We start from the raw sequence: 26418 nt of genomic DNA, 5'->3' as shown, positions 1-26418 counted from the left end.
CTACCTCACTCGCACGCGCGGGTCGAGCCGCACGTAGACGATGTCGATCAGGAAGTTGGCGATCAGGACCGCCGCGGTCAGGGTGAGGAAGATCCCCTGCATCAGCGGGTAGTCCAGGGCCTGGACGGCGCGCAGCAGCTGGTAGCCGATGCCCGGGTAGGCGAAGACGACCTCGGTCAGCAGGGCGCCGCCGACGACGAAGCCGATGGACATGCCGAACGAGGTGATCGAGGGCAGCATCGCGTTGCGGGCGGCGTAGCGGAACATGATCCGGCCCTCCCGCAGGCCCTTGGCGCGGGCCATCGTGATGTAGTCCTCGGCCGAGGTGGCGATCATCGTGTTGCGCATGCCGAGCATCCAGCCGCCGATCGAGACGGCGACGATGGTCACCGCCGGCAGGAAGAGGTGCGTGAGCACGTCACCGAGGAACTGCGGCGAGAACGACGGCTGCGACCCGAGAGTGAAGGCCTGCCCGATCGGGAACCACTTCAGCGACACCGCGAACAGGAACAGCGCGCCCATCGCGATGAAGAAGTAGGGGAACGAGCCGACGAAGACGAGCAGCGGCGGGAGGATCCGGTCGAGCACGCCGTTCCGCCGCCAGGCGACGACGATCCCGAGCAGATTGCCGAGGACCACGGCGACGATCAGGGCCGAGCCGCCGAGGAGCAGGGTCCAGCCGAGCTGCGTCCCGATCACCTCGGTGACCGGGGTGGGGAACTGCGAGATCGACATGCCCAGGTGCCCGGTGAGCACGTCGCCGAGGTACTGCACGTACTGCAGCGGCAGCGGGCGGTCGTCGAGGCCGAAGAGGTGGCGGAACTGATCGATCTGCTCGTCGGTGAGCGTGCCCTGCATCGTGCCGATCATCCGGCCGACGGGGTCGCCGGGGATGAGGCGCGGGAGCAGGAAGTTGATCGTCAGCGACGCCCAGAAGGCGATGAGGTAGAAGCCGAGGCGGCGGAGCACGAAGGTCATGACTGCGGTCCTCCGGAGGATCGAAGGGAGGGGGAGGGGCGTCCCGCCCGGCGCGCGCCGGACGGGACGGACTCAGCGGGGGACACGGTCCGCGCGAGCCGGGAAGGGGCGAGCGGGGCGGCTCGGCGCGTCCTGGTACCAGTAGGCGACCGAGGACACGTCGTCCGAGCGCTCGACGAGGTCCGGGCCGACCTGCCCGATCTGCTGCAGGGTCACCCGCAGGCTCGAGTGGAAGTAGATCGGGTCGGGCTCGTGCCAGCGGTACATGCCGTGGACGGGCGCCATCGCGGTCGCGTAGACCGCCTGCTGCGACTCGTCCCGGGTGGCGTAGGTCGGGTAGCCGACGTACGGGGCGCTGTAGGTGAGGACCTGCGGCTCGAACTCCTTCGACAGCCTGTCCTGGAACGCCCAGGCCCCGCCGTAGTAGTCCTCGGTGCCGGTGCCGCAGATCGTCGGGTGCTCGGTGTCGCCGTCCAGGAAGAACTTCATCTCGCCCTCGCCCCACCAGTAGCGCTCCAGCTGGACGATCGTCAGCGAGGTGCCGACGAGGACGCCCGAGCCCTCGACACCGTCGAGGACCGTGTAGTCCACGCCGCGCACCGTCGGGTTCTCGCGCCGGTACTCCGCGTGGAAGCGCAGCGGGCCGATCGCCGACGCGTCCTGCTTCTCGACGTAGTCGATCTGGTAGAACAGCCCGCCGACGTCGACCGGATGCTGGTTCTCGATCGTGATCCGCGCGCCCTCGGCGAACGGCATCGCGAAGTAGGCGTTCATCCCGCCGGTCGGCGCGACGAGCACGAGGCTCGAGGTGACCAGGCTGCGCTGGCCGTTGCCGTTGCAGAAGAAGTCGCCCAGCGGCGCCTCGACGGCGGGCCTCTCGGAGCCGTCCCAGTGCATCCGCAGCACCAGGTCGCGCAGCACGAAGCCGACGGCCTCGGTGTGCATGCCGACCGTGAACCAGACGTGCCGGATCTCGCCGGCGCCGGAGAGATCGGCGAGCACCGTCGTCTCACCGGCCGGCAGGGTGATGCACGGGGCGCCCTTCCGGCCCGGGCCGAGGATCGAGGAGGCGCGGCCGCCCTCGCCGGGGGCACCGGTCGGATTCTCCGCCGTGACGGACCGCGAACGGTCGCCGGCGGTCAGTGCGGCGTTCGAGCGGGTCAGGAACTCGCTGCTCATCGGTCGTCCTCCTTCTCGTCCTGGATGCTCCGGAGCTCCCCGGAGACCTCGATGCGCCCCTCCTGCGCGAAGACCGCGAGGGAGTCGCCCCGCTGGTCGTAGCCGCGGAAGGTGAAGGCGGACGTGCCGCCGAGGTAGACGACCGAGACCTCGCCGTCGAACACGACCGTCATCGCCAGCTCGCCCTCCGGCGCCTCGAACGGGCGCACGTCGAACGGCGCGTCCGAGCCGAACCGGTCGAGGCGGTCGATCCGCACGCGGTGCTTCCCGGGCTCGATCGTCACGGAGTAGCCGGGGCGGCCGGTCTCGTCGGTGCGCAGCTCCACTCCGAAAGCCTTCGTACCGGGCGACGGAGTGAGCACGATGTCGACGAGTCCCGTGTGCGGCATCCGGGCGAGGACCTGCCGCTCGAAGCCGTGCTCGGAGCCGACACTCGTCGCAGCGAGGGCGACCGGAGCGGCCGCCCGATCCCGCTGCAGCGTCCGGCGGGTCAGGGCCGCCTCGACGACGCGGAGCGTGCCGTCCTCGTTCTGCAGCAGCTCGTGCACGACGAGGTTCCCGCCCCAGAGCCACGGCGCGCCGTCCTTGCCGACGGCGTAGTTCGGGCACCAGCCGACGAGGTAGCGGCGCTCGCCGTCGGAGATCGTCTTCGCGGCGTAGAGCCCGAGGCCGTCGAGCTCGTCGTCGTCGGGCGCGGTCCAGGGGCCCTCGAGCGAGGTCGCGGTGCGGTACCGGGTGACGGTGCGGTCGGTGAGGGTGGAGTAGACGAGGTACCAGCGGTCGCCCATCCGGAACAGGTCGGGGCACTCGTGCATCGAGAAGAGACCCGGCCCCCAGAGCGGCTCGCCGACGGTCCAGGTCAGTCCGTCGGGGGAGGTGGCGGTGGCGGTGACTCCGCGGCGCAGCGCCGGACCGTCGAGGCTCTGCCCGGCGATCAGCATCAGGTACGTGCCGTCCTCCTGCTCGAGGACGAAGGGGTCCCGCCACTCGTGCGCGTCGTAGCGCTCGGCGTCGGCGACGAGCGCGAAGTCCGCCTCCTTCTCCCAGGTGACGAGGTCGGTGCTGGTGGCGCGGAGGACGGTCTGGTGACGGCCGCCCTGCTCCTTCTGCCACTCGCCGAAGCCGGTGTAGTAGGCGTACCAGCGGTCGCCGATGCGGATCACGCTGCCGGTCGCCGCCGAGGCGTCGGCGTCGCGGAGGCCGCCGCGGCGGACGGCCGGGCCGTGCTCCTCGAACTCGACGAAGTCGGTCGTCGAGACGTGCCACCAGTCCGTCTCGATGCGGTCGTGGGTGTCGTCGGCGTAGCGCTTGAGGTAGAAGACGTGGAAGACGCCGTCCGCGAAGTAGGGGATGGTGTCGCCGAGGCGCGCGCGCTCGGGCTTGTAGAACAGGGTCACGGGAGTCCCTTTCACAGGAGGAGGGGGCGGCGGAGCCCGGAGGCTCCGCCACCGACGGGCGGGATCAGCGCGGGTGGATCGTGGTCAGCACCTTGACCGTGCTGGACGACTCGGGGGAGAGGGTCGCGTAGGGGTCCTCCTCGCTGGGCCAGCCGACGAAGGTGGTGCTGTTGTAGGCGCCCCACTCCGGGCCGGGGAACAGCGGGACGGTCGGCGCCTGCTCGGAGTAGAGGGCCTGCAGCTGGTTCATCACCGAGCGCTGCTCGTCCTCGCTCGTCGCCGCGGCGAACTGATCGAGCAGGACGTCGGCCTGCGGGTCGCAGAAGCGCTGGAAGTTCTGCGTGGCTTGCTCGCCCTCGGGCTGGACCGTGCGGCAGGAGAGCATGCCCCGGTAGAACTCGTAGGGGGTGACGCCGGTCTGGCTCCAGGCGATGTTGCCCTGGAAGGTGCCGCCGAAGAGCGCCTGGTTGATCTGCGACCAGTCCTGCACCTTCAGCGGGGCGTCGACGCCGATGGCCTTCATGTCGTCGGAGATCACCTGCGCGACCGCGATCCAGTCGGTGGAGGCGGAGCCGACCCCGATCGAGAACGAGACGGGGGTGCCGTCGGGCGCGACGCGCATGCCGTCGGAGCCCTTCGCGTAGCCCGCCGCGTCGAGCATCGCGTTCGCGGCGTCGACGTCGTAGGTCGTCCAGTCGCACTGGGCGACGACGGTCTCGTCGCGCCAGGAGTCGTAGGCGTCGCTCAGGCCCGTGCAGTCGGCGGGGTGGGTGTAGCCGCTCATGCCGGTCGCGGCGACCTTGTCGCGGTCGATGCCCATGCTGATCGCCTTGCGCAGCTGCACGTCGTCGAACGGCGCCTGAGTGGTGTTGAGCGTGAGCGAGACCGTGTTGCCGACGGCGGGGAACCAGTAGCCGCGGTGCTCGGGATCGGGGTCCACGTAGGTCTTCTGGATGTCCTGGATGAAGCCGAGGCCGAAGTCGATGTCGCCGTTGATCGCCGCGATGTTGGCGGCGTCGTTGGCGCCGTAGGCGATGACGCGGATCCCGGAGTAGTCGGCCTTGTCCGTCTGCCAGTAGTCCGGGTTCCGCAGCAGGTCGAAGGACTGCGCCGAGAAGCTCTGCACCTGGGTGAACGGGCCGGAGCCGACCGGGTCGGGGTTCTGGAAGGTGGCCGGGTCGTCGACGTCCTTCCAGACGTGCTCGGGCACGACGACCTGGACGCCGAGCTCGTAGAGGCCCGGGGTGTACGGACGGTTGAAGGTGTAGACGACGGTCTTCTCGTCGGGAGCCGCGACGGAGTCGACGTAGTCGTATGTCGCGTCGCCGAGGACCTTCCGCACCAGACCGAAGGTGTAGGCGACGTCCTCGGCGGTGAGCGCCTCGCCGTCCGACCAGGTCAGGCCGTCGTTCAACGTGAAGGTGAGCTGCAGGCCGTCGTCGCTCCACTGGTAGCCGCTGGCCAGCCAGGGCTCGATCTCGCCCTTCGCGAGGTTCGTCACCATCGGCGACTCGTAGATCGCGCGGTTGGTGATCTTGAGCGCGGACGGCGAGAACGGGTTGAAGTTGCGGGTGAAGGAGGCGTTGCCGATTGAGGCGATCCGCAGGGTGTCGCCGGTGCTCGTGCTCGGAGCGGTGGTGCAGCCGGCGGCGCCGAGGGCGACCGCGGTGGCGAGGACCGTGGGGACTACTAACGCGCGCCAGAAGCGTCGCGCAGAAGGTCGGGACATGGTTTTTCCTTTCGACTGTGAATGGAACGGGCGAGCGCCGGGGGCCGGGATCGTCGCCGCGGGGTGCGCCTCCGCCGGGGCGGAGGGAGTCAGGGGTGGGGGAGGGAGCCGTCTCGGTGGAGGAGTCGGGGTCAGGCGGGGTCGGGGTCAGGCGGAGTCGCGGTCAGACGGAGTCGCGCAGGATCGGAGGGCAGCGGACGGTGAGCCGCGGCACGTCGTGATCGCCGGGGCCGCGCACGAGGAGCTCGGCGCCGAGCCGGCCCATCTCGCGGAACGGCAGCGCGATGGTGGTGAGCGAGGGACGGAGATAGGCGGCGATGACCTCGTGGTTGTCGAAGCCGACGATGGAGAGGTCGCTCGGGATGCCCAGGCCGGCCTCGCGGGCCGCGTCGTAGGCGCCCATGGCGATGCGGTCGTTGCCGCAGAACAGGCCGTCGGGCCGCGCGCGGGCGAGCAGGGCCCTCGTGGCGTCGTAGCCCGACGTCGCGTCCGCTCCGCCGGCCACGATCAGCGCGGGGTCGACCGGGACACCGGCCTCCTCGAGCGCCTGCCGGTAGCCGGCGAGGCGGCCGCGGGCCGCGTCGAGGTGCTCGTCGATCCCGACGAGCGCGATGCGGCGGCGTCCGCGCTCGAGCATCAGCCGGGTGGCCGTGTAGCCGCCGTCCTGCTCATCGGGGACGATCGAGGGGTGCGTGCCGGCCTCGTCGTAGCAGTGCACGAGAGCGACGTCGATGTCGTCGAGCTCGCGCGGGATCTCGATGGCGCGGTTGTAGGTCGTGGCGATCATCACGCCGCCCACCCGGTGCTCGAGCATCATCTCGACCGACTTGCTGTCCGGGCGGTCGGGCGTGGGGGTGCCGACGATGATCAGCGATTTGCCGTGCTCCCAGAACCACTCCTGAGCTCCGGCGATCAGCTCGCCGGCGAAGGGGGTCGAGACGATGTCCGTGACCAGTCCGAACAGGTCGGTGGTGCGGCCGGCGAGGGCGCGGGCGCCGGCGTTCGGCCGGTAGCCGAGCTCGGCCGCCGCGGCGAGGACCCGGGCCTTCGTCTCACTCGAGACCTGCTTCTCGTCGTTGAAGGCGAACGAGACCGCCGAGCGGGAGACGCCGATGTGGCGCGCCACGTCGCTCATCGTGACTGCTCTGCGTGTCATCCGGCAACCTCCCTGTCGCGCGCCAGAAGCAAACTAACGCGCGTTAGACGCGGCTGTCAAGAGCTCCCGAGCACGTCGCCGCGGGACGGTCGAGCGGCGCGCACCAGGAGCCGGGTCCCGCCGCACGGTGGATCAATTCGGAAGAGATGCCCACAGACATGCTGGTCGAGTAGCGCGCAGCGCGTATCGAGACCCGGCTCCGGCGGACGGTGGATCTCGATACGCCCGCTCCGCGGGCTATTCGATCAGCATGCAGGGGCAGCTGCGGGCTGCTCGATGAGCAGGCGGCCGCCGCCCCGCGGGCTACGCCGGCGGCTGCTCCGGCATCGCCGCCGTGCCCGTGGCGCGCAGGCGCTCCTTGACGAGCTCCGGGAAGAGGGGGCGGCCATAGAAGTAGCCCTGGGCCCGGTCGGCATGCAGGCTCGTCAGCAGCTCGTGAGCGGAGGTCGTCTCGACGCCCTCGACGATCGTGTGCATGTCGAGGTCCGAGACCAGGTTGATGATCGAGCGGAGGATCGTCGCGTGCCGGGGGTTCTCCTCGTCGGCGAGGAAGACACGGTCGATCTTGACGATGCTCAGCGGCACCGTCAGCAGCGCCGCAGCGGCCGCGTGCTCCTGGCCGTAGTCGTCGAGCGCGATCGCGATGCCGTCCGCGGTGAGGGCGCGGACCCGCTCGATGACGGCCTCGTCGACGTGCCCGATCGAGCCCTCCGTCAGCTCGAGGCAGAGCTGGATGCCCTGCTCGGCGGTGCGATGTGCGCAGATCACCTCGGTGACGCCGTCGTGCATCAGCTGCTCCGCCTCGATGTTGACGCTGAGGAACGTGACCGACGGATCGATCGCGCGGAACTCGATCATGCAGGCCACCGCCTGGTCGACGATCTGCACCGTCAGCTCGTCCAGCAGGCCCAGCGAGCGCGCGATGTCGACGAGCGTGATCGGACTCAGCGCGGTGCCGTCGGTCCGGGTGTAGCGGGCCAGCGCCTCGAAGCCGACGATGCGCCGCTCGGCGACGTCGATCACCGGCTGGAAGGCGACTCGCACCGTCCCGTCGGCGACGGCGACGCGGACCTCGGCGACGAGATCCAGCTCCTTCGACTCCGCCTCCTGCACCGCTACCTCCTGCACCGCCGCGTCCTGAGCCTCCTCGCCCTTGCGCTCCTTCTTCGTCTCGTACATCCGCTCGTCCGCCTCCTGCATCACCCGGTCGAATGAGCCGCCGTCGACAGCGACCGGGGCGCCGATGCTGATGCGGGGGTGGAGCTCGGCGTCGCCGACGACCAGGTGCCGCTCGACGGCGCGCGCGATCCGGAGCGCGACGGCTCCGGCGGTGACCGAGTCCAGGAGGACGGCGAACTCGTCGCCGCCGATGCGCGCGACCACGTCGTCCCCGCGCACGCTCTCGCGGATGCGACGGGCGACCTCCTGCAGGACGGTGTTGCCCGTCGAGTGGCCGTGGGTGTCGTTGACGGCCTTGAAGTCGTCGAGGTCCATGAACAGCACCGCGCGCTCCTCCTGATCGCTGATCGCCGCGAACTCCTCGTACAGGCCGCGGAGGTTGCTGAGACCGGTGACCGAGTCGGTCGTGGCCTGGTCGCGCAGCACGCGGGTGCTGCGGCGATCGTAGAGGGCCTGGGTCGCGATGTGCGCGAGGGCGAGGAGGGTGCGGTGCTCGAGTGCGGTGAAGCCGCCGGAGTCGGGGCGCCGCGTCAGGACCACGTGCCGCAGGCCCAGGCCGGGCGTGGTGATCGGCGCCGACAGCTCGAACGCGCGCCCGGGAGTGGCGGAGATCCGCGTGCTCGCTGACGGGATCGCCGTGCGGGCCGCCCGCTCGAGCGTCTCGAAGATCGCCTCCTGGTCGCCCCACGGCAGAGCGAGTGCCGCTTCGATCAGGCCGTTCAGCTTGCGCTCGATCCGGGCGCGGCGGAGGTACTGGCTGACCACGGCGACCGCCAGCGCGACGATCAGGAGCGTGTTCGCCGAGCGGATCTCGAGGCCGGCGCCGAGATCGATGCGCTCGACCCCGGCGGAGAGGTGCGCGCCGTAGGCGAGAGCCACCAGCACGATGTTGAGGCCGAGGGCGAGCAGCACCCGGTCGGCCCGGAGCGCAGGCCGCGGCACGTCGCTGACGTCGGCCAGGGTCAGCCAGGCCTGCAGGTACTCGGCTCCGATAGAGAGCAGTCCGTAGGCCAGCACCGCCGGCACCGCCGCGAGGACCGGCCACCAGCCCGTCTGCGGGAAGAGGGAGAGGACGAGCAGGAACGCCCCGCCCGAGAGCGCGGCGAGACCGGTCCAGTAGACGACGGCGGCCCAGGGGCGCCGCGAGATCACCTGGAAGAGCGCGATCGCGAGCACCCACAGCAGCAGCGCCTGGACGCGCGGCACGTCCTGCGCCAGGAAGGCGAGCACCGACACGCCGACCCCGAAGGTGACCGTGCCGATGCCGGAGGCGAGCTCGAGCCGGAACGAGGCCGTGATCCACATCGCTGCGAGCAGCACCAGGAACGCCAGCCACAGCCCCGGGAGCGCCGGTGCGTGCGGGACGAGCAGCACCAGCGTCAGGAGGAGGCCCGCGCCGCCGACGCCGAGCCGGAGCGCGCGAACCGAGCGCGGTCCGCTGCGCTCCGAGAGCACCTCGGGTGAGGCCGGCGGATCCTCGGCTCGCGCCGTCGAGTACCCCGCAGCCGCATCGCTCATGCGTCGGCCACCCCCTTCACACCGCGTCGGCCGCCTGGAGACCCGGCGCGTGACCACCTTGGCAGAGACGCGGAGCCCCCGCCCGCGCCAGGAGGCGGGGCTGCAGGCCGCACTGCTGAGGGCGGTGGGTCTCGATACGCCCCTGCGGGGCTACTCGACCAGCATGATCGCCGCCGACCCCAGGTCGGCCGCGCCGCATCCATGCTGATCGAGTAGCCCGAAGGGCGTATCGAGATCCACCGTGTCAGGAGCCGGGGCTGCAGGCACGGTGGGTCTCCGGGCCGGTCGCTCAGTCGTCCGCGGCGAGGACCCGCACGTCCCACGGGCCGAGCTCGAGCTCGGCGCCGGCGCGCAGCTCGACTCCGGTCAGCACATCGGTGGCCGCGGCCGGCAAGGCGTACACCGAGGGCTCCCAGGACCAGTTGTGCACGAAGCGGATCCGCTCGCCGTGGCGGTTGGTCGCGCTGGTGACCGTCTGCGAGGCGGCCGCACGGCGCCACCCCGAGGCGGCGTCGCCGACGACCCAGGACATCAGGGCACGCGCCAGCTCGAGGTCGGGCACCGTGCCGACGGTCGTGACCCGCCCCGCGCCGTGCGCACGCGTCGTCACGGCGGCGAACCGGCCGTGGTGCGGATGGACGTAGCGCACCAGCACGTCGGCGTCGTCGGGCTGCAGGCCGTCCGCCCACAGGGTCGCCGTGGCGCCCACCGGCAGCGGGAAGCCCGACTCCGCGACGACCGGCAGCGGGACCGCGAGGTTCGCGAACTCGTCGTAGTGAACACCGGCGGCCTGGTCGAGGAAGGCGGGCTTGCGCTGCAGCCGGGCCCGCGCCTCCTCGTCCTCGTAGCCGGTGCGCACGCCCACGACCAGGTGCCCGCCCGCGGCCGCGTACGCCTCCAGCCACTGCAGCTGCGCGTCGTCGGCGATGGTGAACGCCGCGGCGACCAGCACGGGATGCGCGGCCGCGTAGGCGGCGGGCGTCGTCTCGGTCAGCTGCGAGGGGTGCACCGTGTTCGACTGCAGCCCCGCGTCGAAGGCGCCGCGCGCGAAGGAGTCGAAGACGGTCTGGAAGGTGCGCGTCGACGCGACGGGCACGCCGCGGGCGGCGCCGGTGCCCTGGGTCGGGTCACTGAACGAGGGGTACTCCTCGAGCGCCCACTTGCTCTCGTTCGAGAACAGGATCGCCACATCGGAGTCGGGGGTCAGCTCGGTCACCCGGTCGCCGGCGGCAGCGAAGTCGGCACCCAGCGCGGCGATCTGCTCGTAGACCCGGCCCGGCTCCTGCGAGTGCGGCAGGATCCCGCCCCAGTAGGTCTCGGCGCCGTGGTGCAGCGTGTGCCAGTGCCAGTACTCGATCATCGTCGCGCCCCGCGAGACCAGAGCCCAGGCGGCCTGGCGCCACTGCCCGTCGTAGCCGGGCTCGTTCGACCACGGCATGCCGATCGCCTGCGCGTCGGTCTCGGTCACCAGGAACGGCGCCTGCTTCGATCCGTACATGCGGTCCGCGGTGGCGTACAGCGCCCAGGTGCCCGAGGTCGTCCAGTGCTGATCGAACACCCGCGCGTCCGGCAGCTCGAGCCCGTCCTGCATCCGGTAGTAGGGATTGCCGGCGGCGATGTCGAGGGAGCGCACGAGCTCCTCGTCCTGCACCGTCCGGCGCTCGTAGGAGATGCAGGTGGTGACGAACTGGTCGTCGCGGCCGGCCCGCGCGGTGATCTCCCGGACCATGTCGGCCTGCCAGCCGATGAAGTCCGTGGTCAGCGAGGCCTGGAAGCGGCGCCAGGCCAGGTCGTACTGCGGCTGCTGATTGGCGTCCGGGGTCCAGAGGTCGGCCCAGGTCGACAGGCGGTGCGACCAGTAGGTCAGCCCCCACTCGTCGTTCAGCGTCTCGACGGTGCCGTAGCGCGCGCGCAGGTGGTCGACGAAGCGCTGGAAGACCTGCCGGTTGTGGAAGATCTCGTTGCCCGGCTCGTTGTCGACCTGGAAGCCGATCACCGCGGGATGCGCGGCGTAGCGCTCGACGATCCTCCGGATGAGCCGCTCGGCGTGGAAGAGGAAGGCCGGGTGCGAGTAGTCGATCTCCTGCCGGGCTCCCCAGCCCATCGGCCGACCGCTCGAGCGCTCGACGTTGATCTCGGGGTACAGCCGAGCGAGCCACATCGGCGCCGCGTAGGTCGGCGTGCCCAGCACGACCGCGATGCCGTGCTCGTGGGCCGCATCGAGCACCGGCTGCAGCCAGTCGAGCTCGAAGACGCCGTTCTCGGGCTCCCAGGTGGACCAGACCGACTCGCCGACGCGGACGACCGTGAAGCCCGCGGCCTTCATCAGCCGGAAGTCCTCGGCGAGGTCGCGGCGGCCCAGCCGGGAGGTCGGCTGGTACTCGTGGTAGTAGGCCGCGCCGAACAGGATGCGGTCGGTGAGGTGCTGCATGGGAGGGCCTTTCGGACGTTCGGGAGAGGAGTGGCGGAGGAAGGCGGTGGGGGTGTCAGCCCTTGACGGCGCCCGCGGTCAGCCCGTCGAGCAGCTGCTTGCGCAGCAGGAAGAACACCAGGATCGTCGGCACCGAGGCGAGCACCGCGCCGGCGAGGACGAGGTCGTAGGAGCGGTTCTCGGACGCGAAGAGGATGTTGAGCCCGAGCGGGATCGTGTACTGCGACGAGTCCGAGAGCAGCACGAGCGGCCAGAGGAAGCTGTTGTAGCTCTGCAGGAAGCCCCAGACGCCCAGCGCTCCGAGGGAGGGGCGCAGCAGCGGCAGCACCACGCGCCAGAAGGTGCCGAACTCGCTGTTGCCGTCGATCCGGGCGGCCTCGATGATCTCGTCCGGGATGGACTGGACGATGAACTGCTGCATCAGGAAGATCCCGAACGCGGGAGCGACCCACGGCACGATCAGCGCGAACCACGGGTTCGAGAGCCCCGCCTTCACGATCAGGATGAACAGCGGCACCAGGATCACGACGAACGGCACCGACAGCGACGAGAACATGATCGTGAAGAGCACCTTCTTGCCGCGGAAGGCGAACTTCGCGAAGCCGTAGCCCGCCATCGCGCAGACGAAGACCGAGACCGCGGTCGCCAGCAGCGAGGTGCCGACGCTCATGCCGAACCAGGCCCAGAAGGGCTGCGTGGTCAGCAGGTTGACGTAGTTGTCGGTGGTCGCCGGGTTCGGGACGAGCGACGGGGGAGTGGAGAAGATGTCGCCGCGGTTCTTGAACGAGCCGCTCAGCGCCCACAGCAGCGGGAACACGAAGACGAGCAGCAGGGCCGAGAGGGTGACGTAGAGCAGTCCGCGGCGGGCGCGCTCGCCGCCGCTCGCCCGGCGCTGCCTCCGCGGGATGCGGCGCTCCGGAGCGTCGGCGGTGACGATTCCCGTGGTGGCGGTCATGAGGTTCTCCCGATGGCGAGGGCGCGGTTGAGGATCTGGCTGACGGCGAAGACGAGCACGAAGAGCACGACTCCGGCCGCGGCGGCGTAGCCGAACTGCTGGCGTTCGAACGCGGCGCGGTAGATGAACATCGAGACGGAGAGGGTCGCCTCGCCTGGTCCGCCCCGCGTGAGCAGGTACGGCTCGTCGAAGAGCTGGGCGGCGCTGATGAAGGAGGTGACGACGACGAACGCGGTCACCGGGCGGATCGCGGGGAGCGTGACGGTGCGGAACTTCGCGAGCACGCCGGCGCCGTCGAGCTCGGCCGCCTCGTACAGCTCCTTCGGCACGGCCTGCAGTGCGGCGAGGAAGAAGATCGTCAGGTATCCGACCGTGCGCCAGAGCAGGACGAAGCCGATCGCGACCTTGGCGAGCGTCGGGTCGCCGAGCCAGTCGATGTCACCGAACCCGAAGACCGCGCGGATCAGCGAGTTCAGTAGTCCGTAGCTGCGGTCGAAGATCAGGCTGTAGATCAGCGCGATGACGATCGGCGAGAGCACCATCGGGATGAAGAAGGTGAGCCGGAACAGGTCGCGCGCCTTGAGCCCGCGGGCATTGAGGCCCTGCGCGATCAGCAGCGAGCACGGCACGATGACGAACACCGCGATCAGCGTGTAGATCAGCGTGTTCACCAGCGCGACGCCGAAGCTCGTGTCGCCGAGCAGGTTGCCGTAGTTGGCCAGCCCGACGAACTCGGGGGAGCCGAGGCCGACCCACTCGGTGAGGCTGAGGTAGATCGCCGCCCCGACCGGGACGATCATGAACAGCGCGTAGAGCAGGTAGAACGGCGCGATGAAGAGGTACGGGGCCCGGCCGCCGGAGGTGTTCAGGCGCTTCCGCTTCGCGGCGCGCCGTGCCTCGAGCGGGGAGCCGCCGCGGCCGTCCTGAGCGGAGGCGGGCGCCCCGGCCGTGGTGAGAGTCGACATCATCGATCCTTAGCTGCGGGCCTGGCCGCGGAAGTCCTCGGCCGTGGCGCGGAGCGCCTGCGCCGGGGAGAGGGTGCCCTTGTAGGCCTGGAGGAGGTAGCCCGACAGCACGGTCGTGAGGATCTGCTGGTCCTGGCTCTGGAAGAGCGACGGGACCTCGTCGATGATCTCGCCGTAGACGTCGAAGAGCGCCTGGCCGCCGAAGTAGTCGTCGGTGATCGTCGCGAGCTCGGGGTCGTCGTAGACCGAGCGCAGTGTCGGCAGATAGCCGAGGTCGCGGTAGCGCTTCACCTGCTGGGCCGGGTCGAGGTAGGCGGCGAGGACGAGCTCGACCGCGGCGTCGCTGTTGGCCTTGCCGGTGACCGCGGCGAAGCCGGTGCCGCCGCCCACGGCCGTGCGGCTGCCGCCGTTCGCGAAGCGGGGGAGCGTCTTCACCCGCCAGAGGCCGGCCTGCTCGGGCACGTTCGGCTTGATGCCGTAGCTCGAGTACCAGGTGGGCATGTCGACCCCGAGGATCGAGCCCTGCTTCAGGCCGCTCTGCATGCTCGGGCCGTAGTAGTCGGCGACGGTCGTGAAGAATCCGGAGGCGAGTCCGTCGACCGCGAACTGCAGGGCCTCCTCGGCCTCCGGAGTGGCGAGGTCGAGGTTCCCGTCACGGTCGAAGAGCTGTCCGCCGCGCTGCATCAGCAGCAGCTGGTAGCCCTGCACGACCTGCGGCAGATCGCTTCCGACGGAGAGCGCGCCGAAGGACACGCCCTCCCGCGCGCTGATCTCGCCGCCGACGCGGGCGAACTCCTCCCAGGTCTCGAGGTCGGTCGGCACGCCGAGGCGCGCGAACTCGTCCTCCCGGTAGTAGTAGACGGCGAGCGGAGTGTCGGAGTCGAGCGCGTAGAGGGCGCCGTCCTTGCTGAACGCGTCGACGCGGGCGGCGATCAGGTCGTCGCGGTAGGGGGCGGTCGCCTCGGTGAGGTCCACCAGCAGCTCGGGGGCGATCGAGCCGCGGAGCGTGCGGGCGAAGTTCGCGACCTCGATGCCGACGAGGTCCGGCGTGCCGGAGCCCGCGACGGCCTGCGCGATCAGCTTGGTGACGATGTCGGTCGCGCCGATCTTGGTGACATCGAGCGAGTAGGAGAAGTCGGTGCGTGCATCGGCGAGGGCGAGCGCCTCCGTGAAGAACGTCACGTAGCCGTCGTCGTGCGTCCAGAACGAGAGGTCGACGGCTCCGGACTCGACGGCCGCCTGCGGGCCGGTCGCGGCGCACGAGGCGAGCAGGGAGGCGAGGGCCGCCGAGCCGCCGGCGGCGGCGCCGAGACGGAGCAGCCCGCGGCGCGAGAGCGCGGGGGACAGTGGGTGCATGGAGGAGCTCCTTCGGAGAAGGGGGAGGGACGGGCCGACGGGCGCGCCGGAGGGACCGCGCGGAGGCGGCTCGTGCTGACCGCACGGACGGCGGTGGGAAGGGACGGGGAGGGCGGGAAGGGGGAGCCGAGGGCCGAGGGCCGGGACGGGGAGCTACGGGACAGGGACGGGCGACGCGGGCGCCAGCGCCGCGCGCTCGGGGTTCGCGGGCCCGCTGGACGCGCGGACGATCAGCTGGGCGGGGACCGAGCGGTGCCGCTCGGTCGGCGCGTGGCCGTCGAGGGTGCGGATCATCCGGTGCATCGCGATGCGCGTGACCTCGGCGAAGTCCTGCTTGACCGTGGTGAGCGGCCGGTGCAGGAACTCCGAGATCGGATCGTCGTCGAAGCCGACGACGCTGAGGTCCTCGGGGATGCGCAGGCCGGCCGCCTCGGCGGCATGGATCGCCCCCACGGCCATCTGGTCGTTGGCGGCGAAGACGGCGGTGACATCGCGGCGGTGCAGGATCGACGCCATCGCCTCCGCCCCCGAGCGCGGGCTCCAGTCGCCGCTCAGCACGGGCGGCTCGGCGGCGTCGGCGTCGGCGAGGGCGGTCCGCCAGCCGTCGATGCGACGGCGGGTGGCCGACCAGGTGCCGGCGCCGGCGATGTGCCAGACCGTCTCATGGCCGAGGGCGAGGAGGTGCTCGGTGGCGCTGCGGGCGGCCCCGGCCTCGTCGGTGCCGACGACGAGCTCCTCGGGGCGGTGCGCCTCGCTCGGGTGGTCGAAGCTGAGCACCGTGACGTCGGCGGGGATGGTGAGGCGCGGATGCCCGAAGTCGACCGGCTCCGAGAGGATGATGCCGTCGACGCCCTGATCGACGAGGGCGTCGACCGCTTCCTGCAGCTCCGCGCCGCTGTTCTCCGCCGTGCGCACGACGCTGAGGGAGTAGCCGGCGGCACGGGAGGCCTGCTCGACGCCGTCGAGGATCGCGGACGGACCGTAGAGCGAGGTGCTCATCGTCACCATGCCGATCCGGCGGCTCCGCTGGGTGACCAGGGCTCGGGCGGCGGCGTTCGGCCGGAAGCCGAGGGTGCGGATCGCCGTGGCCACGCGCTCGCCGATCTCGGGGGAGACGTGCGCCTCCCCGTTGACGACGCGGGAGACCGTCTTCTGACTCACTCCGGCGGCGCGGGCCACGTCGGCCATCGAGACCCGGCGACCGCGGTCGTCCGGCTGCGGCACGGCCTTCGATGCGTCCACGTCGCAGCTCCTTCGCTCGTCCTCGACCTGAGGTTGACAGCGCAGTCAACTGCGCGGTCCGACGAGTACAACACGGTTTGACTGCGTAGTCAATCGCGATCGTCAGAGGCCGCGCACGCCTCGCACGAAGAGTGAGGACGGATGCCTGCTGATCGAATAGCCCGCAGAGCGAGGATCCATGCTGATCGAGTAGTCCGCTCAGCGGGCGTATCGAGATCCACCCGCACCGGAAGGCAGGTCTGCAGACCACCCCGCGGAGGACGGTGGGTCTCGATACGCCGCCGCAGGCGGCTACTCGACCAGCATGCGTGGGGCACGCCGGCATGCGGCCGTCGAGCGCGGATGCATGTTGATCGAGTAGCTCGCGCAGCGGGCGTATCGAGATCCACCAGCGTCAGAAGACGGGTCTGCCGGCCGATCTGGCGGGTCAGCCGCCGAGGGTCACGCGGAGGATCTTCTCGCTGCTGTTGTTCGGGATGCTGTCCTTGTCGCCGGTGTTGGAGGTCGTCATCCAGAGGCCGCCCTGGCCGTCGGGCTCGACGGTGCGCAGGCGGCCGTAGGTGCCGACGAAGGCGGAGGTCGGGGTGGCCAGCGCGTCGCCGGTGATCGGCGCGCGGTAGAGGCGGGTGCCGCGGAGGCAGGCGATGTAGACGACGTCGCGGACGACCGTCAGGCCGGAGCAGGAGCCCGCGGACGTCGGATACGTCGCCTTCGGGGCGAGGAGGCCGGCGGTGCCGCAGCTGCCGGAGGTCCCCTCGCAGGCGGGCCAGCCGTAGTTGCCGCCGCGGACGATGAGGTTCGTCTCGTCCATGACGCTGTTGCCGAACTCCTGCTCCCACAGACGGCCCTGCGAGTCGAAGGCGAGCCCTTGGGGGTTCCGGTGCCCGTAGCTCCAGACGGCGTTCCCGAACGGGTTGTCCGAGGGGATCGAGCCGTCGGGGTTGATCCGCAGGATCTTGCCGCTGAGGGAGTTCAGGTTCTGCGCGGTGGCGGTGTTCTGCCCGTCGCCGGTGCTGACGTAGAGCTTGCCGTCGGGGCCGAAGCGCAGGCGTCCGCCGTTGTGGTACTTGTTCCGCAGGATCCCGGAGGCGAGGACCTGCACCGTGCTCGTGTCGAGGCGGTCGCCGACGAGCTTGAGGCGGATCACCCGATTGTCGGTGGGGGAGGTGTGCATCACGTACAGCCACTGGTCGGTGGCGAACGTCGGCGACACCGCGATGCCCAGCAGACCGCCCTCGCCGTCCGTGCTCTGCACGTTCGGCACGGTCCCGAGGCTGGTCTTCACGCCGGTCGTGGGGTTCAGGCGGACGATGTCCTGCGCGTCGCGGCGGGAGTAGAGCACGGTCCCGTCGGGGACGGTGGTCAGCCCCCAGGGGATGTCGGTGTCGGTGGCGGTCTGGGTGACGGTGCAGAACGCGGTGCTGCAGGCGCCGCCCGTGGTCACCGCGGCGGCGGCGCTGCGAGCGGAGGTGTTGCCCTGGGCGTCGACGGCCGCGACCGTGTAGGAGTAGGCCGTGTTCGCCGCGAGCCCGCTCTCGGTGAACGTCGTGACCGGCGCCGTCGTGCCGCTGCCGGCGACCGTGCCGACCTGCGCGGAGCCGCGGAAGACGGTGTAGCTGCGCACCCCGACGTCGTCGGTGCTCGCGGTCCAGGTGAGGGTGACAGCGGTGCCGGACGCCCTCGCGGTGAGCCCGGTCGGGCTCGTCGGCGCCTGCGTGTCGGTGCTGCACTGCGGGACCGTGACCGCGACGGTGGCGCTCGCCTGTGAGACGTTGCCGGCGGCGTCCCGGGCGTTCACGTAGAGGCCCCACTGCGCGCCCGGCACCACATCGAGGCCGGTGGACAGGACGTTCCCGGCGACCGACGTCATGAACTGGCCGTCGTGGTACACGTCGTATCCCGCCACTCCGACGGCGTCCGTGGACGCGTTCCAGGAGAAGGTCGCCGTGCGGCAGGCGAGGTTCGTCACCCGCGGGCTCCCCGGCGCGGACGGGGCCGTGGTGTCCGCGACGACCGCGCTGGTCCGCCACTTCTGCCAGTCGCCGCCGGCGCAGGCCGCGATCTGCACCGATGAGCGGTTCGCCGTCTTCCGGTCCTTGACACTCAGGCAGAGGCCCGAGGCGACGGCGCGGATGGTGCCGTCGCTCTCGACCCGCCAGCGCTGTCCGTCCCCGCCGACGCAGTCCGAGATCTGCACGTCGGCGCCGGCCGTCGTCGAGCGGTTGCGCACCTCCAGGCACTTCGCGCCGCCGTAGACGGTGATCTCGCCGGTCGTGGCGATCGTCCACTTCTGGTTGGCGCCGCTGTTGCAGTCGTAGAGGACCACGATCGTCCGGTTCGCGGTCGACCCGTTCGGCACGTCGAGGCAGCGCTTCGAGGCGACCCCGGTGATCGGGCCGACCACGGGTGCTGCCGCTGCTGCCGCCTGCGCCGGAGCGGGCGCCGCCTGGGCGGGAGCGCCGGAGACGATGAGCGCGACGGCCAGCACGGCGACGGCGAGACTGCGGGGGACAGCGGATCGGCGGACAGCGGATCGGCGGATAGTGAAACGCATCAGCGGGTTCCTCTACGGACGGAGCGACCGGGCGCCTGCACGACTCGCCCAGTGCCGACCCTGGCACTCGCGATGACCCGCGACAACGGGTCCCGGCCGTCATCTCGCGCCGTCCCTACCCCCCGAACGAGCGAGACCCGTCACCCCACGACCGGAGACCGCGGTCCTCCGCCAGGGCGGGCGCCGCGGTCGCGAACGTGTCGTGATCGGCGCCTCCGCGGAGCATGGACACGCTGCCCGAGGCGACGGAAAACGGAAGACGGAGGTGGTTCCCGTGGTCGAGGTGATCAGGAGAGCGAACAGCCTGCAGCGTCGGATCGCTGCGGGACAGGCGGATCCGATCAGCGACCGCGAGCGCGAGCAGCTCGAGGAGCTGCGCCAGACCTTCGTCCGCCGCTTCGGCAAGGATCCGGACGTCCGGCCGACCTCGAAGACGGCCTGACGGCCCCGGGTCAGCTCGCCCGGCTCAGCCAGAAGTCGACCGCGTCCGGGGTGGGGCGATCGGTGACGCGGACGACATCGCCGAACTCCAGGACGCTGTCGGGAGACTCCTGGAACGAGGGCCAGCGCTCCCCGCCGGAAGTGTCCGGCTCCTCGCCGGCGACGAAGGCGAGCCAGCGCCCGCTCATCTCGCTCTCGAGCCGGCGGTCGACGGCCGTGTAGTCGGCGTCGCCGTCCGCGCCGAGGTTCCCGTACGCGTACATGACCTCTGCGCCGTGATAGGCGCCGAAGCGCTCCAGGCCGCGGCCGGGCGGGGTGCGGGTGAAGGAGTAGACGTGGACGGGCGCCGACCCCGAGGCGGCGGCCGCGAGCGCCCACCGGCGCATCGGCGCGGTCATCGACTCGTCGGTGCCGGCCCGCAGGCGCGACTGCGTGACCTGGTCCGCGTCGCCGCCCGGGTACAGCTCGAGGAAGCGGTCCGCATCCTCGCCGTAGTCCTCCCGCGCCTCCCGGGCCCAGGTCTCCGGGTCCGAGTCGACGCCGCTGATCAGGTCGAGTGACGTCTCGTCGGAGTTGCTGCCGAGGAGGAGGGGGACGTCGTTCTGCCGCCCGGCCGCGTAGACGGCGCTCGGGGTGTCCACGAGGACCACGCCGTCGACGGTCGGCCACCAGTGCGTCGAGAGGCTCTTCGCGGCCTCGGCGATGCGCGCGGCCGGCATCGCCCGCATCTCCGCCAGGCTCGCCCCGCCGAGGGCCTCGCTCAGTCCGACCGCCGCCTCGCGCGCCACGGCGGCGGTGTCGTAGAGGTCGCCCTGGTCGCGGTCGCCCGCCGTTCCCAGGCAGCCGCCGCTCTCGCCGATGATCCCGTGCAGGAGTCCGGCCGCCAGCGGCGAGGCGCCGAGGAGGCAGGCGCTGCCCGAGCCGGCCGACTGACCGGCGACGGTCACCCGGTCCGGGTCTCCGCCGAACGCGGCGATGTTGTCCTGCAGCCAGTGCAGAGCGGCGACCTGGTCGAGCAGGCCCTGGTTGCCCGGGGTGCTGCCGCCGAGGGCGTCCTCGGCGAGGAAGCCGAAGACCCCGAGCCGGTAGTTGAGTGTGACGACGAGGGTGCCGCCACGAGAGGCCAGCGCCGTGCCGTCGTAGGCGGGCAGAGCGCCGGAGCCGGCCACGAATCCGCCGCCGTGCAGGTAGACGAGCACGGGGCGGGGCTCGGCGGCCGCGGCGGACGGCCGCCAAATGTTCAGGTGCAGGCTGTCCTCGTCCGTGTCGTAGCCGCCGAGCAGCGTCTCCTCGAGCGGCAGGTCGAGCACGCGGGTGGCGGCCCGGGAGACGAACGACGGCGCGGGCTGGACGGCCGAGGGTCCGAAGTCGTCGGCGACGAGGACGGTCGAGCGCTGCGGGGCCGGGCTCGGCGCCGCCCAGCGCAGTGCCCCGACCGGCGGAGCGGCGTAGGGGATGCCCGCGAAGGCGTCGACACCGGCCGCGGCGTCCCGCACTCCGATGACGTCGCCCTGGGCGGTCGCCACCGGTGCCGTGTGCGGACCGTCGAGGGTCCGGGTCGCGGGCGGCGGACCGGCCGCGAGCGCTGCGGCTCCGACGACACCCGCGGCCGCGACCCACGCCGCTCCCCGGACGAACCATCGCCGGCGCCGCCACGTCCTCGCGGCGAACGCCACCAGTGCCAGAGCCGCAGCGACGACGAGCCAGCCCCACCACGGCACCTGATTCAGCCAGGCGAGCACCGCCCCGACGAGGCCGACGACCGCCAAGGGCAGCCACGGCGACCTCCGTCGAACCCCTCCCGACGCTTCGTCCGCCGGGTCTGTCTCTGCTTTCAGTACGTTTCGCATCGCATACAGAACGTACTGAAGAAGTGCGCGCCGAGCAAGGTCCCGCCTAGGCTGACGCTGTGAACAACGGCGAGCCCACCCCGGTCCGGCGTCGGAGCGAGACGCGTCGACGCCTCCTCGCGGCGGCCGCCACCCTCTTCGAGAGCAGCGGCACCATTGGCCAGCGCGTCGAGGACATCTGCGCGCAGGCCGGCTTCACCCGCGGCGCCTTCTACTCCAACTTCGCCGGCGTCGACCAGCTCTACCTCGCCCTGCACGAGGAGCAGGCCGCGCGGGTGTGGGGGCGGCTGCACCTCGCCCTCGAAGCCCAGGTGCAGGAGGACGGCCGCGAGGAGACGCTCGACGACGCCGTGCGCGCCCTCCTCGACGCGCTGCCCACCAGCCGCGAGTGGTTCTCCCTGCGGTCGGTGCTGCTGGCGCGGGCCGCCGCCGACCCGGCCTTCGCCGCGCTGATGCTGATCGACGACGGCCGCGTCCCCCGCGAGCTGGGGGAGCGGTTCGTCGCTCTCGCCGCCGTGCACGGCCGCGTCCCGATCGTCGAGCCGTCCGTCCTGGCGAAGGCCGTCGTCGCGGCGCACGTCGGCACCGTGAGCCAGTGGCCCGTGGACGCCGACGCTGCGCTCACCCAGCGCGTGACGATCGCCGCGGTGCTCCGCGGGTTGACCGTCGAGGCCGCCGCGACTCAGTGAGCGGAGACGCCGGCCGAGGCGAGGCGCCGCGCGAGCCGGTAGGCGTTGCGGGTCGAGTCGAGCGTCGCCGCTCCGGTGCCGACGATGTCGAAGGCGGTGCCGTGGGCCGGCGTGCAGATCGGCAGGTCGAGCCCGGCCTCCAGCGTCACCCCGCCGTCGAAGGCCCGGGTCTTCAGCGCGATCTGGCCCTGGTCGTGGTACATCGTGACGATCCCGTCGAAGGAGCCGTCGAAGCCCCTCCGGAACAGGGTGTCGCAGGGGAACGGCCCCGCCGCGTCGAGCCCGGAGGCGACCGCGCGCTCGACTCCCGGGCGGATCCGGGTGATCTCCTCGTCGCCGAAGAGGCCGTGCTCGCCGGCGTGCGGGTTGAGCGCGCAGACGGCGATCCGCGGGGCCGGAGTGCCCGCGCCGACCAGCAGATCGTGCAGGAGCACGATCGACTCGAGGACGCGGTCGCTCGTGACGAGGTCCGCGACCTCGCGGAGGGCGACGTGGGAGGTCACCCGCGAGGTCCAGAACGACGTGGTGACGTTCACCTCCGAGGCCGTGTGCGAGCCCGTGAGGCGGTTCTCGAACCAGCGCATTTCGTCCGGCTCGGTCATCCCCGCCTCGTGCAGCGACGTCTTGTTCAGCGGGCCGAAGACCAGCCCGCCGATCTCGCCCGCCGCGTGCAGCTCGAGTCCGCGCTCGAGGCAGGCGAGCGCCCACCGTCCGCTCGCGGCACTCACGGCACCCCGAGCGGACGGCCACGAGCCGCCCGGCTCGACCAGGCGGACGCGACCGGGCTCCAGGATCTCGTCGAGAGCGACCGCGAGGCCGCTCCGCTCCAGCCCCTCCGCCAGCTCCTCGCGGGAGGAGACGACGACGAGCGGGTCGGCGGCCGAGCCCCGCAGCTCGTCGAGCAGCCGCACGACGAGCTCGGGGCCGACGCCGGCGGGGTCTCCGGTGGTCACGGCCAGGGGGATCGTCATGAGGGTCCTCTCGTCGTCGGCGACGTCCGCCGACGGGGTCGGGTGGTGGTTCGTGCAGTGCTGGATCAGCCGGTGAAGTCCGGTGGCACCTTGGCCCCGATCACCGGCCGCACGGTCGGGAACTCGGCGATCCGCAGCCGTGCGGTCCCGTAGGGCACGAGGTCGATGGTGTTGATCCAGCGCGCCGGCGCGGGACCGTCGACCGGGTGGCTCGCGCTCGCCCCGTCGCGGGTCCACTCGGCGAGGTCGCGGATGCCGACCGCGTGCACGCGAACGGGCGGGTCCGCGCGGTCGAAGGGCACGTCGCCGACCGGCGACCGGCGCACGTCCCACTCCTCGAGCGGGACCGGGGCGTCCGGGTAGAGCGCCTGGTTCCAGGAGCGCTGCGGGAAGACCTCCCACTCGCCCATGCCCCGGGCCTCCTGCACCGGACGCCAGTACTCGTCGGGCGTCGCGACCATCACCAGAGGTCCGACCCGCACGCCGACGGCCTGGCGCTCGCGGCGGATGCGGCGCGGGCTCATCGGCAGGTGGAGGACGACCTCGTCACCCTCGACCCAGAGCCGCTCGACGGTGACGTAGCCGTCGTCGTCGGGAGTCGCGCCGAGAGTCTCGCCGGCGACCGCGAGGTCGAACGAGGCCGCCCAGCCCGGGACGCGCAGCAGGAGCCCGGTCGGCTCCGTCGTCGTGGACGAGACCACGCGGAAGGTGACGGTCTCGGTGAAGGGGTAGTCCGTGACCTCCTCGATGACCAGCTCGCCGCCGCCGATGCTCGCGCGCACCTCGCTCGGCCCGTAGGCGGTGACGGCCAGCGCGTCGTCTCGCCGCAGCCACAGCGCCGCGACGAACTTCGGCCAGCCCTGGTGGTAGTTCGCCGTGCAGCAGCCGAAGTGCGGCTCGAAGCCGAAGACGTTGGCCCCGTTGGTGCTGTAGGACCAGTCGCGGTCGGCGGTCGACGCCTCGATCTGGTTCGCCTGCTGGTGGTACTGGTGCGCGACCATCCGCGGGTCCGACGAGGCGGGCAGCAGGTTGTAGGCGGCCCCCTCGAGGAGGTCGGAGTACTCCGAGCGGCCGGTGACCCTGGCGGCGATCGCCATCGTGAACATGTACTCGACGATCTGGCAGGTCTCCACGCCGCGGTTGGCCTCGCGGCCGGCGAGCCACTCGTCCCCGGAGAAGAGGCCGTGCACCTGCCCGTGCCAGCGGTCCAGGTTCGCCAGCGCGCGCTGGGTCGCCTCGTGGGCGTCGCCGCCGAGCATGAGGGCGCGGACCGCCGGGTTCTTCAGCGCCATCGCGACGTTCGGCCCGTGCGTGCGGTGGTCGAAGTACATCGCGCGTCCGGTGATCAGGCCGTCCGAGAAGGCGTCGTCCCAGTCGGGTCCCTGGCCGAAGAGCAGCTCGGCCAGGCGCGTCCACTCGTCCCGCGGGGCGCGCTCGTGCACCCAGGCCAGAGCGAGGACGTTCTCGGCGGCGCGCGCGGCGGCCCAGTCGTGCAGCGGCCGGGCCGGCAGCTCGCGCAGCTGGTGCTCGAAGTAGCGCTCGAGGAAGGGGAGCACGCGGGCATCGCCGGTGACCTCCGCGTGCTGCTGCAGCACCTTGGCCGCGACCATCCGGGGCCACCAGTCGTCGTTGCCGGCCGGGCCGAACTGCCCGTCCGGCCGCTGGCTGGCGAGCATCCACTCGATCCACTTCTGCGTGCGCTCGATCAGGACGTCGTCGTCGAGCAGGTGCGCGAGCGGCACGAGGCCGTCGAGGTAGTAGGGGCCGCGCTCCCAGCTCTCGCCGGGCCCGCCCAGCCAGCCGGAGTCGGGACCGAGGTCCTTCCAGATCTCCTCGATGTGTCCGGAGAGACCGTCGGCCTGGATGCGGAGCTGGCGGCGCAGCCAGCCGGCGGGACGCACCGACCCGAGGGGGAGCGCGTCGAAGGAGGCGTGAATCGTCACAGGTGTTTCCTCAGTTCGTGAAAGGGCGTGGAAGAGGTCAGCCGCGCAGGGCGCCCTCGGTGAGACCACCGATGTAGAAGCGCTGCAGCAGCAGGTAGAGGACCAGGCAGGGCAGGATCGCGACGGTGGTGCCGGCCTGCAGCAGCCCCCAGTCGATCGATCCGTAGGCGCCGGTGCGGATGTTGACGAGCATCACCGAGAGGGTGAACGTCGAGCCGTCGTTCAGCAGCAGGAGCGGGATGAAGAACTCGTTCCAGGACACCAGGAAGGCGAAGAGGGCGACCGTCACCACCCCCGGCAGCACCAGCGGCAGCGAGACCCGGAGGAAGACGGCAATCGAGGAGGCGCCGTCGACCCGCGCGGCCTCCTCCAGCTCCACCGGGATCGCCTCGAAGCTGTTGCGCATCAGGAAGATGCTGAAGGGCAGCTGGAACACCGTGAGCACGAGGCCCACCGCGACGAGGCTGTCCTGCATGCCGGCCCGGGCGAACATGAAGTAGAGCGGCAGCACGAGCGTGGCGTGCGGCACCATCAGCACCGCGATCACCGCGAGGAAGACGAGGTTCTTGCCGCGGAACCGGAAGCGGGCGAAGCCGTAGCCGCCCAGCGTCGCGATCACCATGGTCAGGACGACCGAGACCGTCGCCACGATCAGCGAGTTGCCGACGTACTGGCCGAGCCCCTCGCCGTTCTGCACGAGCTCGTCGTAGTTCGCGGTGCTCCACTCCTGCGGCCAGAGCGTGGGCGGCGCGGCGCTCGCCTCGCCCGGGGTCTTGAACGAGTTGAGCACCGACCAGAGCAGGGGGAAGAGGAAGAGGAACGCCAGGACGATGCCGGTGACGTGGAACGGGACGCCCCGCACCCTCGACCGCCAGCCCTCCCGGCGCCGGGGCGGCTTCGCGTGCAGGGACGGCTCCGGGGGAGTCGTCGCGGGAGGTCGGACGGCGGTGGTGCTCATTTCTCGGATCCCTTCACCAGGCGCAGCTGCACGCCGTTGATCACCACGAGGGCGATGAGCATGATGATCGACAGGGCGGCGGCCTTGCCGAGGTCGAACGAGGTGAAGGCGGTGTTGTAGATCGACATCACCATCGTCACGGTCGAGTTGTCGGGTCCGCCCTGCGTCATGACGGTGAACTGGTCGAAGGCCAGCAGCGAGCCGGTGACCGACAGCACGAGCAGGAGCGCGAGGGTCGGCCGCAGGAACGGCAGGGTGACGAAGAGGAACCGCTGCCACGCGTTGGCGCCGTCCATCAGGGCGGCCTCGTTGACACTCGACGGGATGGACTGCAGCGCGACCAGGAGGATCACCACCTGGAAGCCGACGAACTTCCACACGATCATGAAGGTCACCGCGAGAGTTGCGCTGAGCGGGGTGTCGAAGAAGCCGACCGGACCGTCGACGATCCCGAGCCAGCGGAGAGCCTGGGCGAAGATCCCGACCTGGTCGTTGTAGTTCACGACCCACATCAGGCTCGCGGTCGAGAGTCCGACGACGTAGGGGGCGAAGATCGCGATCCGGTAGAACTTCGCTCCGCGCCGGGTGGAGTTGAGGAACGCCGCGAGCACCAGGGCGAGCACGAAGATCGAGGCGGTCGCCAGCGCGGTGTAGCCGAGGGTGAAGAGGATGGCGCCGATGTAGCCCGGGTCGGTGAAGATGTCGATGTAGTTCCCGATGCCGATCACCGTGGGCGACCCGAGCAGCGGCCAGTCGCTGAGCGACATGAACACGACGATGCCCAGGGGCAGGACGAAGAGGACGAGGATCGTCGCCGCCGTCGGGGCGATGAACGCCCAGCCGGCGAGCTGCTCGCGTGAGGCGGCGGTCCGCCCGCGGGGACGGAGCGCAGGCGCCGTCCCCGCGGGAAGAGTGGTGGTGGCCACG

Annotated in this window: 19 protein-coding genes; 2 read left to right on the top strand and 17 right to left on the bottom strand. The window is 71.3% G+C overall.

Going from position 1 to position 26418, the window contains the following annotated elements; all coding sequences use genetic code 11:
* From MT351_RS08410 to MT351_RS08355, 12 genes are all read right to left on the bottom strand, one after another.
* A complete protein-coding gene (locus tag MT351_RS08410; RefSeq protein WP_132437196.1) occupies positions 1-978 on the bottom strand; it encodes an ABC transporter permease in 978 nt (325 codons plus the stop codon).
* 72 nt (positions 979-1050) lie between these two features.
* On the bottom strand, positions 1051-2157 hold the full coding sequence (locus MT351_RS08405) for a glycoside hydrolase family 172 protein (protein ID WP_243581900.1): 1107 nt from the start codon (positions 2155-2157) through the stop codon (positions 1051-1053).
* Positions 2154-3554, bottom strand: coding sequence for a family 43 glycosylhydrolase (locus tag MT351_RS08400; protein ID WP_243581899.1), 1401 nt, complete (start codon positions 3552-3554; stop codon positions 2154-2156). The genes MT351_RS08405 and MT351_RS08400 overlap by 4 nt, the downstream gene beginning before the upstream one ends.
* A gap of 64 nt (positions 3555-3618) precedes the next feature.
* Positions 3619-5283: an ABC transporter substrate-binding protein gene (locus MT351_RS08395; RefSeq protein ID WP_243581898.1), complete on the bottom strand. Its 1665-nt coding sequence runs from the start codon at positions 5281-5283 to the stop codon at positions 3619-3621.
* A gap of 163 nt (positions 5284-5446) precedes the next feature.
* Positions 5447-6439, bottom strand: a complete 993-nt coding sequence (locus tag MT351_RS08390) for a LacI family DNA-binding transcriptional regulator (protein ID WP_243581897.1) — start codon at positions 6437-6439, stop codon at positions 5447-5449.
* Between the two features lie 303 nt (positions 6440-6742).
* The gene (locus MT351_RS08385) at positions 6743-9136 is read right to left on the bottom strand and encodes a bifunctional diguanylate cyclase/phosphodiesterase (protein ID WP_243581896.1); all 2394 of its coding nucleotides are present in this window, start codon (positions 9134-9136) and stop codon (positions 6743-6745) included.
* 289 nt (positions 9137-9425) lie between these two features.
* Positions 9426-11567: a beta-galactosidase gene (locus MT351_RS08380; RefSeq protein ID WP_243581895.1), complete on the bottom strand. Its 2142-nt coding sequence runs from the start codon at positions 11565-11567 to the stop codon at positions 9426-9428.
* 55 nt (positions 11568-11622) lie between these two features.
* A complete protein-coding gene (locus tag MT351_RS08375; protein WP_243581894.1) occupies positions 11623-12522 on the bottom strand; it encodes a carbohydrate ABC transporter permease in 900 nt (299 codons plus the stop codon).
* A complete protein-coding gene (locus MT351_RS08370) occupies positions 12519-13487 on the bottom strand; it encodes a carbohydrate ABC transporter permease (protein ID WP_123446502.1) in 969 nt (322 codons plus the stop codon). The genes MT351_RS08375 and MT351_RS08370 overlap by 4 nt, the downstream gene beginning before the upstream one ends.
* A 9-nt stretch (positions 13488-13496) precedes the next feature.
* A complete protein-coding gene (locus MT351_RS08365; protein ID WP_127886662.1) occupies positions 13497-14843 on the bottom strand; it encodes an ABC transporter substrate-binding protein in 1347 nt (448 codons plus the stop codon).
* Between the two features lie 153 nt (positions 14844-14996).
* The gene (locus tag MT351_RS08360; protein ID WP_243581893.1) at positions 14997-16085 is read right to left on the bottom strand and encodes a LacI family DNA-binding transcriptional regulator; all 1089 of its coding nucleotides are present in this window, start codon (positions 16083-16085) and stop codon (positions 14997-14999) included.
* Positions 16086-16512: 427 nt separating this feature from the next.
* Complete coding sequence (locus MT351_RS08355) at positions 16513-18639, bottom strand: PQQ-dependent sugar dehydrogenase (RefSeq protein WP_243581892.1); 2127 nt, start codon at positions 18637-18639, stop codon at positions 16513-16515.
* 274 nt (positions 18640-18913) lie between these two features.
* Between MT351_RS08355 and MT351_RS08350 the strand changes: the two genes are divergently transcribed.
* Positions 18914-19081: a hypothetical protein gene (locus MT351_RS08350; protein WP_243581891.1), complete on the top strand. Its 168-nt coding sequence runs from the start codon at positions 18914-18916 to the stop codon at positions 19079-19081.
* Positions 19082-19091: 10 nt separating this feature from the next.
* Here the strand turns inward: MT351_RS08350 and MT351_RS08345 are convergent, their stop codons facing one another.
* Positions 19092-20849 (bottom strand): carboxylesterase/lipase family protein, encoded by a 1758-nt coding sequence (locus MT351_RS08345; protein ID WP_243581890.1) that lies wholly within the window; start codon positions 20847-20849, stop codon positions 19092-19094.
* A gap of 140 nt (positions 20850-20989) precedes the next feature.
* On the opposite strand from MT351_RS08345, the gene MT351_RS08340 reads away from it, so the two are divergent.
* The gene (locus MT351_RS08340) at positions 20990-21619 is read left to right on the top strand and encodes a TetR/AcrR family transcriptional regulator (protein WP_243581889.1); all 630 of its coding nucleotides are present in this window, start codon (positions 20990-20992) and stop codon (positions 21617-21619) included.
* Here the strand turns inward: MT351_RS08340 and MT351_RS08335 are convergent.
* The 4 genes from MT351_RS08335 to MT351_RS08320 all read right to left on the bottom strand — a co-directional run bounded on the left by MT351_RS08335 (position 21613) and on the right by MT351_RS08320 (position 26417).
* Positions 21613-22590, bottom strand: a complete 978-nt coding sequence (locus MT351_RS08335; RefSeq protein WP_243581888.1) for a PdxA family protein — start codon at positions 22588-22590, stop codon at positions 21613-21615. The two genes, MT351_RS08340 and MT351_RS08335, sit on opposite strands and share 7 nt — an antisense overlap.
* Before the next feature lie 65 nt (positions 22591-22655).
* Complete coding sequence (locus MT351_RS08330) at positions 22656-24533, bottom strand: beta-L-arabinofuranosidase domain-containing protein (RefSeq protein WP_243581887.1); 1878 nt, start codon at positions 24531-24533, stop codon at positions 22656-22658.
* A 37-nt stretch (positions 24534-24570) separates the two neighbouring features.
* The gene (locus tag MT351_RS08325) at positions 24571-25491 is read right to left on the bottom strand and encodes a carbohydrate ABC transporter permease (protein ID WP_123737057.1); all 921 of its coding nucleotides are present in this window, start codon (positions 25489-25491) and stop codon (positions 24571-24573) included.
* Complete coding sequence (locus MT351_RS08320; protein ID WP_243581886.1) at positions 25488-26417, bottom strand: carbohydrate ABC transporter permease; 930 nt, start codon at positions 26415-26417, stop codon at positions 25488-25490. Before MT351_RS08320 ends, MT351_RS08325 begins: the two co-directional genes overlap by 4 nt.
* Position 26418 lies beyond the last annotated feature (1 nt).

Source organism: Rathayibacter sp. VKM Ac-2926, assembly GCF_022815565.1.
In the GTDB taxonomy this organism is placed as follows: domain Bacteria; phylum Actinomycetota; class Actinomycetes; order Actinomycetales; family Microbacteriaceae; genus Rathayibacter; species Rathayibacter festucae.
Note: the sequence above shows the minus strand (reverse complement) of the source record. Positions and strands in the feature narration are given on the sequence as shown.

Excerpts from the sequence above, each read along its gene's own strand:
- MT351_RS08335 (WP_243581888.1), bottom strand. The coding sequence starts at position 22,590 with ATGACGATCCCCCTGGCCGTGACCACCGGAGACCCCGCCGGCGTCGGC.
- MT351_RS08410 (WP_132437196.1), bottom strand. The coding sequence starts at position 978 with ATGACCTTCGTGCTCCGCCGCCTCGGCTTCTACCTCATCGCCTTCTGG.
- MT351_RS08375 (WP_243581894.1), bottom strand. The coding sequence starts at position 12,522 with ATGACCGCCACCACGGGAATCGTCACCGCCGACGCTCCGGAGCGCCGC.
- MT351_RS08395 (WP_243581898.1), bottom strand. The coding sequence starts at position 5,283 with ATGTCCCGACCTTCTGCGCGACGCTTCTGGCGCGCGTTAGTAGTCCCC.
- MT351_RS08390 (WP_243581897.1), bottom strand. The coding sequence starts at position 6,439 with ATGACACGCAGAGCAGTCACGATGAGCGACGTGGCGCGCCACATCGGC.
- MT351_RS08355 (WP_243581892.1), bottom strand. The coding sequence starts at position 18,639 with ATGCGTTTCACTATCCGCCGATCCGCTGTCCGCCGATCCGCTGTCCCC.
- MT351_RS08370 (WP_123446502.1), bottom strand. The coding sequence starts at position 13,487 with ATGTCGACTCTCACCACGGCCGGGGCGCCCGCCTCCGCTCAGGACGGC.
- MT351_RS08405 (WP_243581900.1), bottom strand. The coding sequence starts at position 2,157 with ATGAGCAGCGAGTTCCTGACCCGCTCGAACGCCGCACTGACCGCCGGC.
- MT351_RS08365 (WP_127886662.1), bottom strand. The coding sequence starts at position 14,843 with ATGCACCCACTGTCCCCCGCGCTCTCGCGCCGCGGGCTGCTCCGTCTC.
- MT351_RS08380 (WP_243581895.1), bottom strand. The coding sequence starts at position 11,567 with ATGCAGCACCTCACCGACCGCATCCTGTTCGGCGCGGCCTACTACCAC.
- MT351_RS08325 (WP_123737057.1), bottom strand. The coding sequence starts at position 25,491 with ATGAGCACCACCGCCGTCCGACCTCCCGCGACGACTCCCCCGGAGCCG.
- MT351_RS08385 (WP_243581896.1), bottom strand. The coding sequence starts at position 9,136 with ATGAGCGATGCGGCTGCGGGGTACTCGACGGCGCGAGCCGAGGATCCG.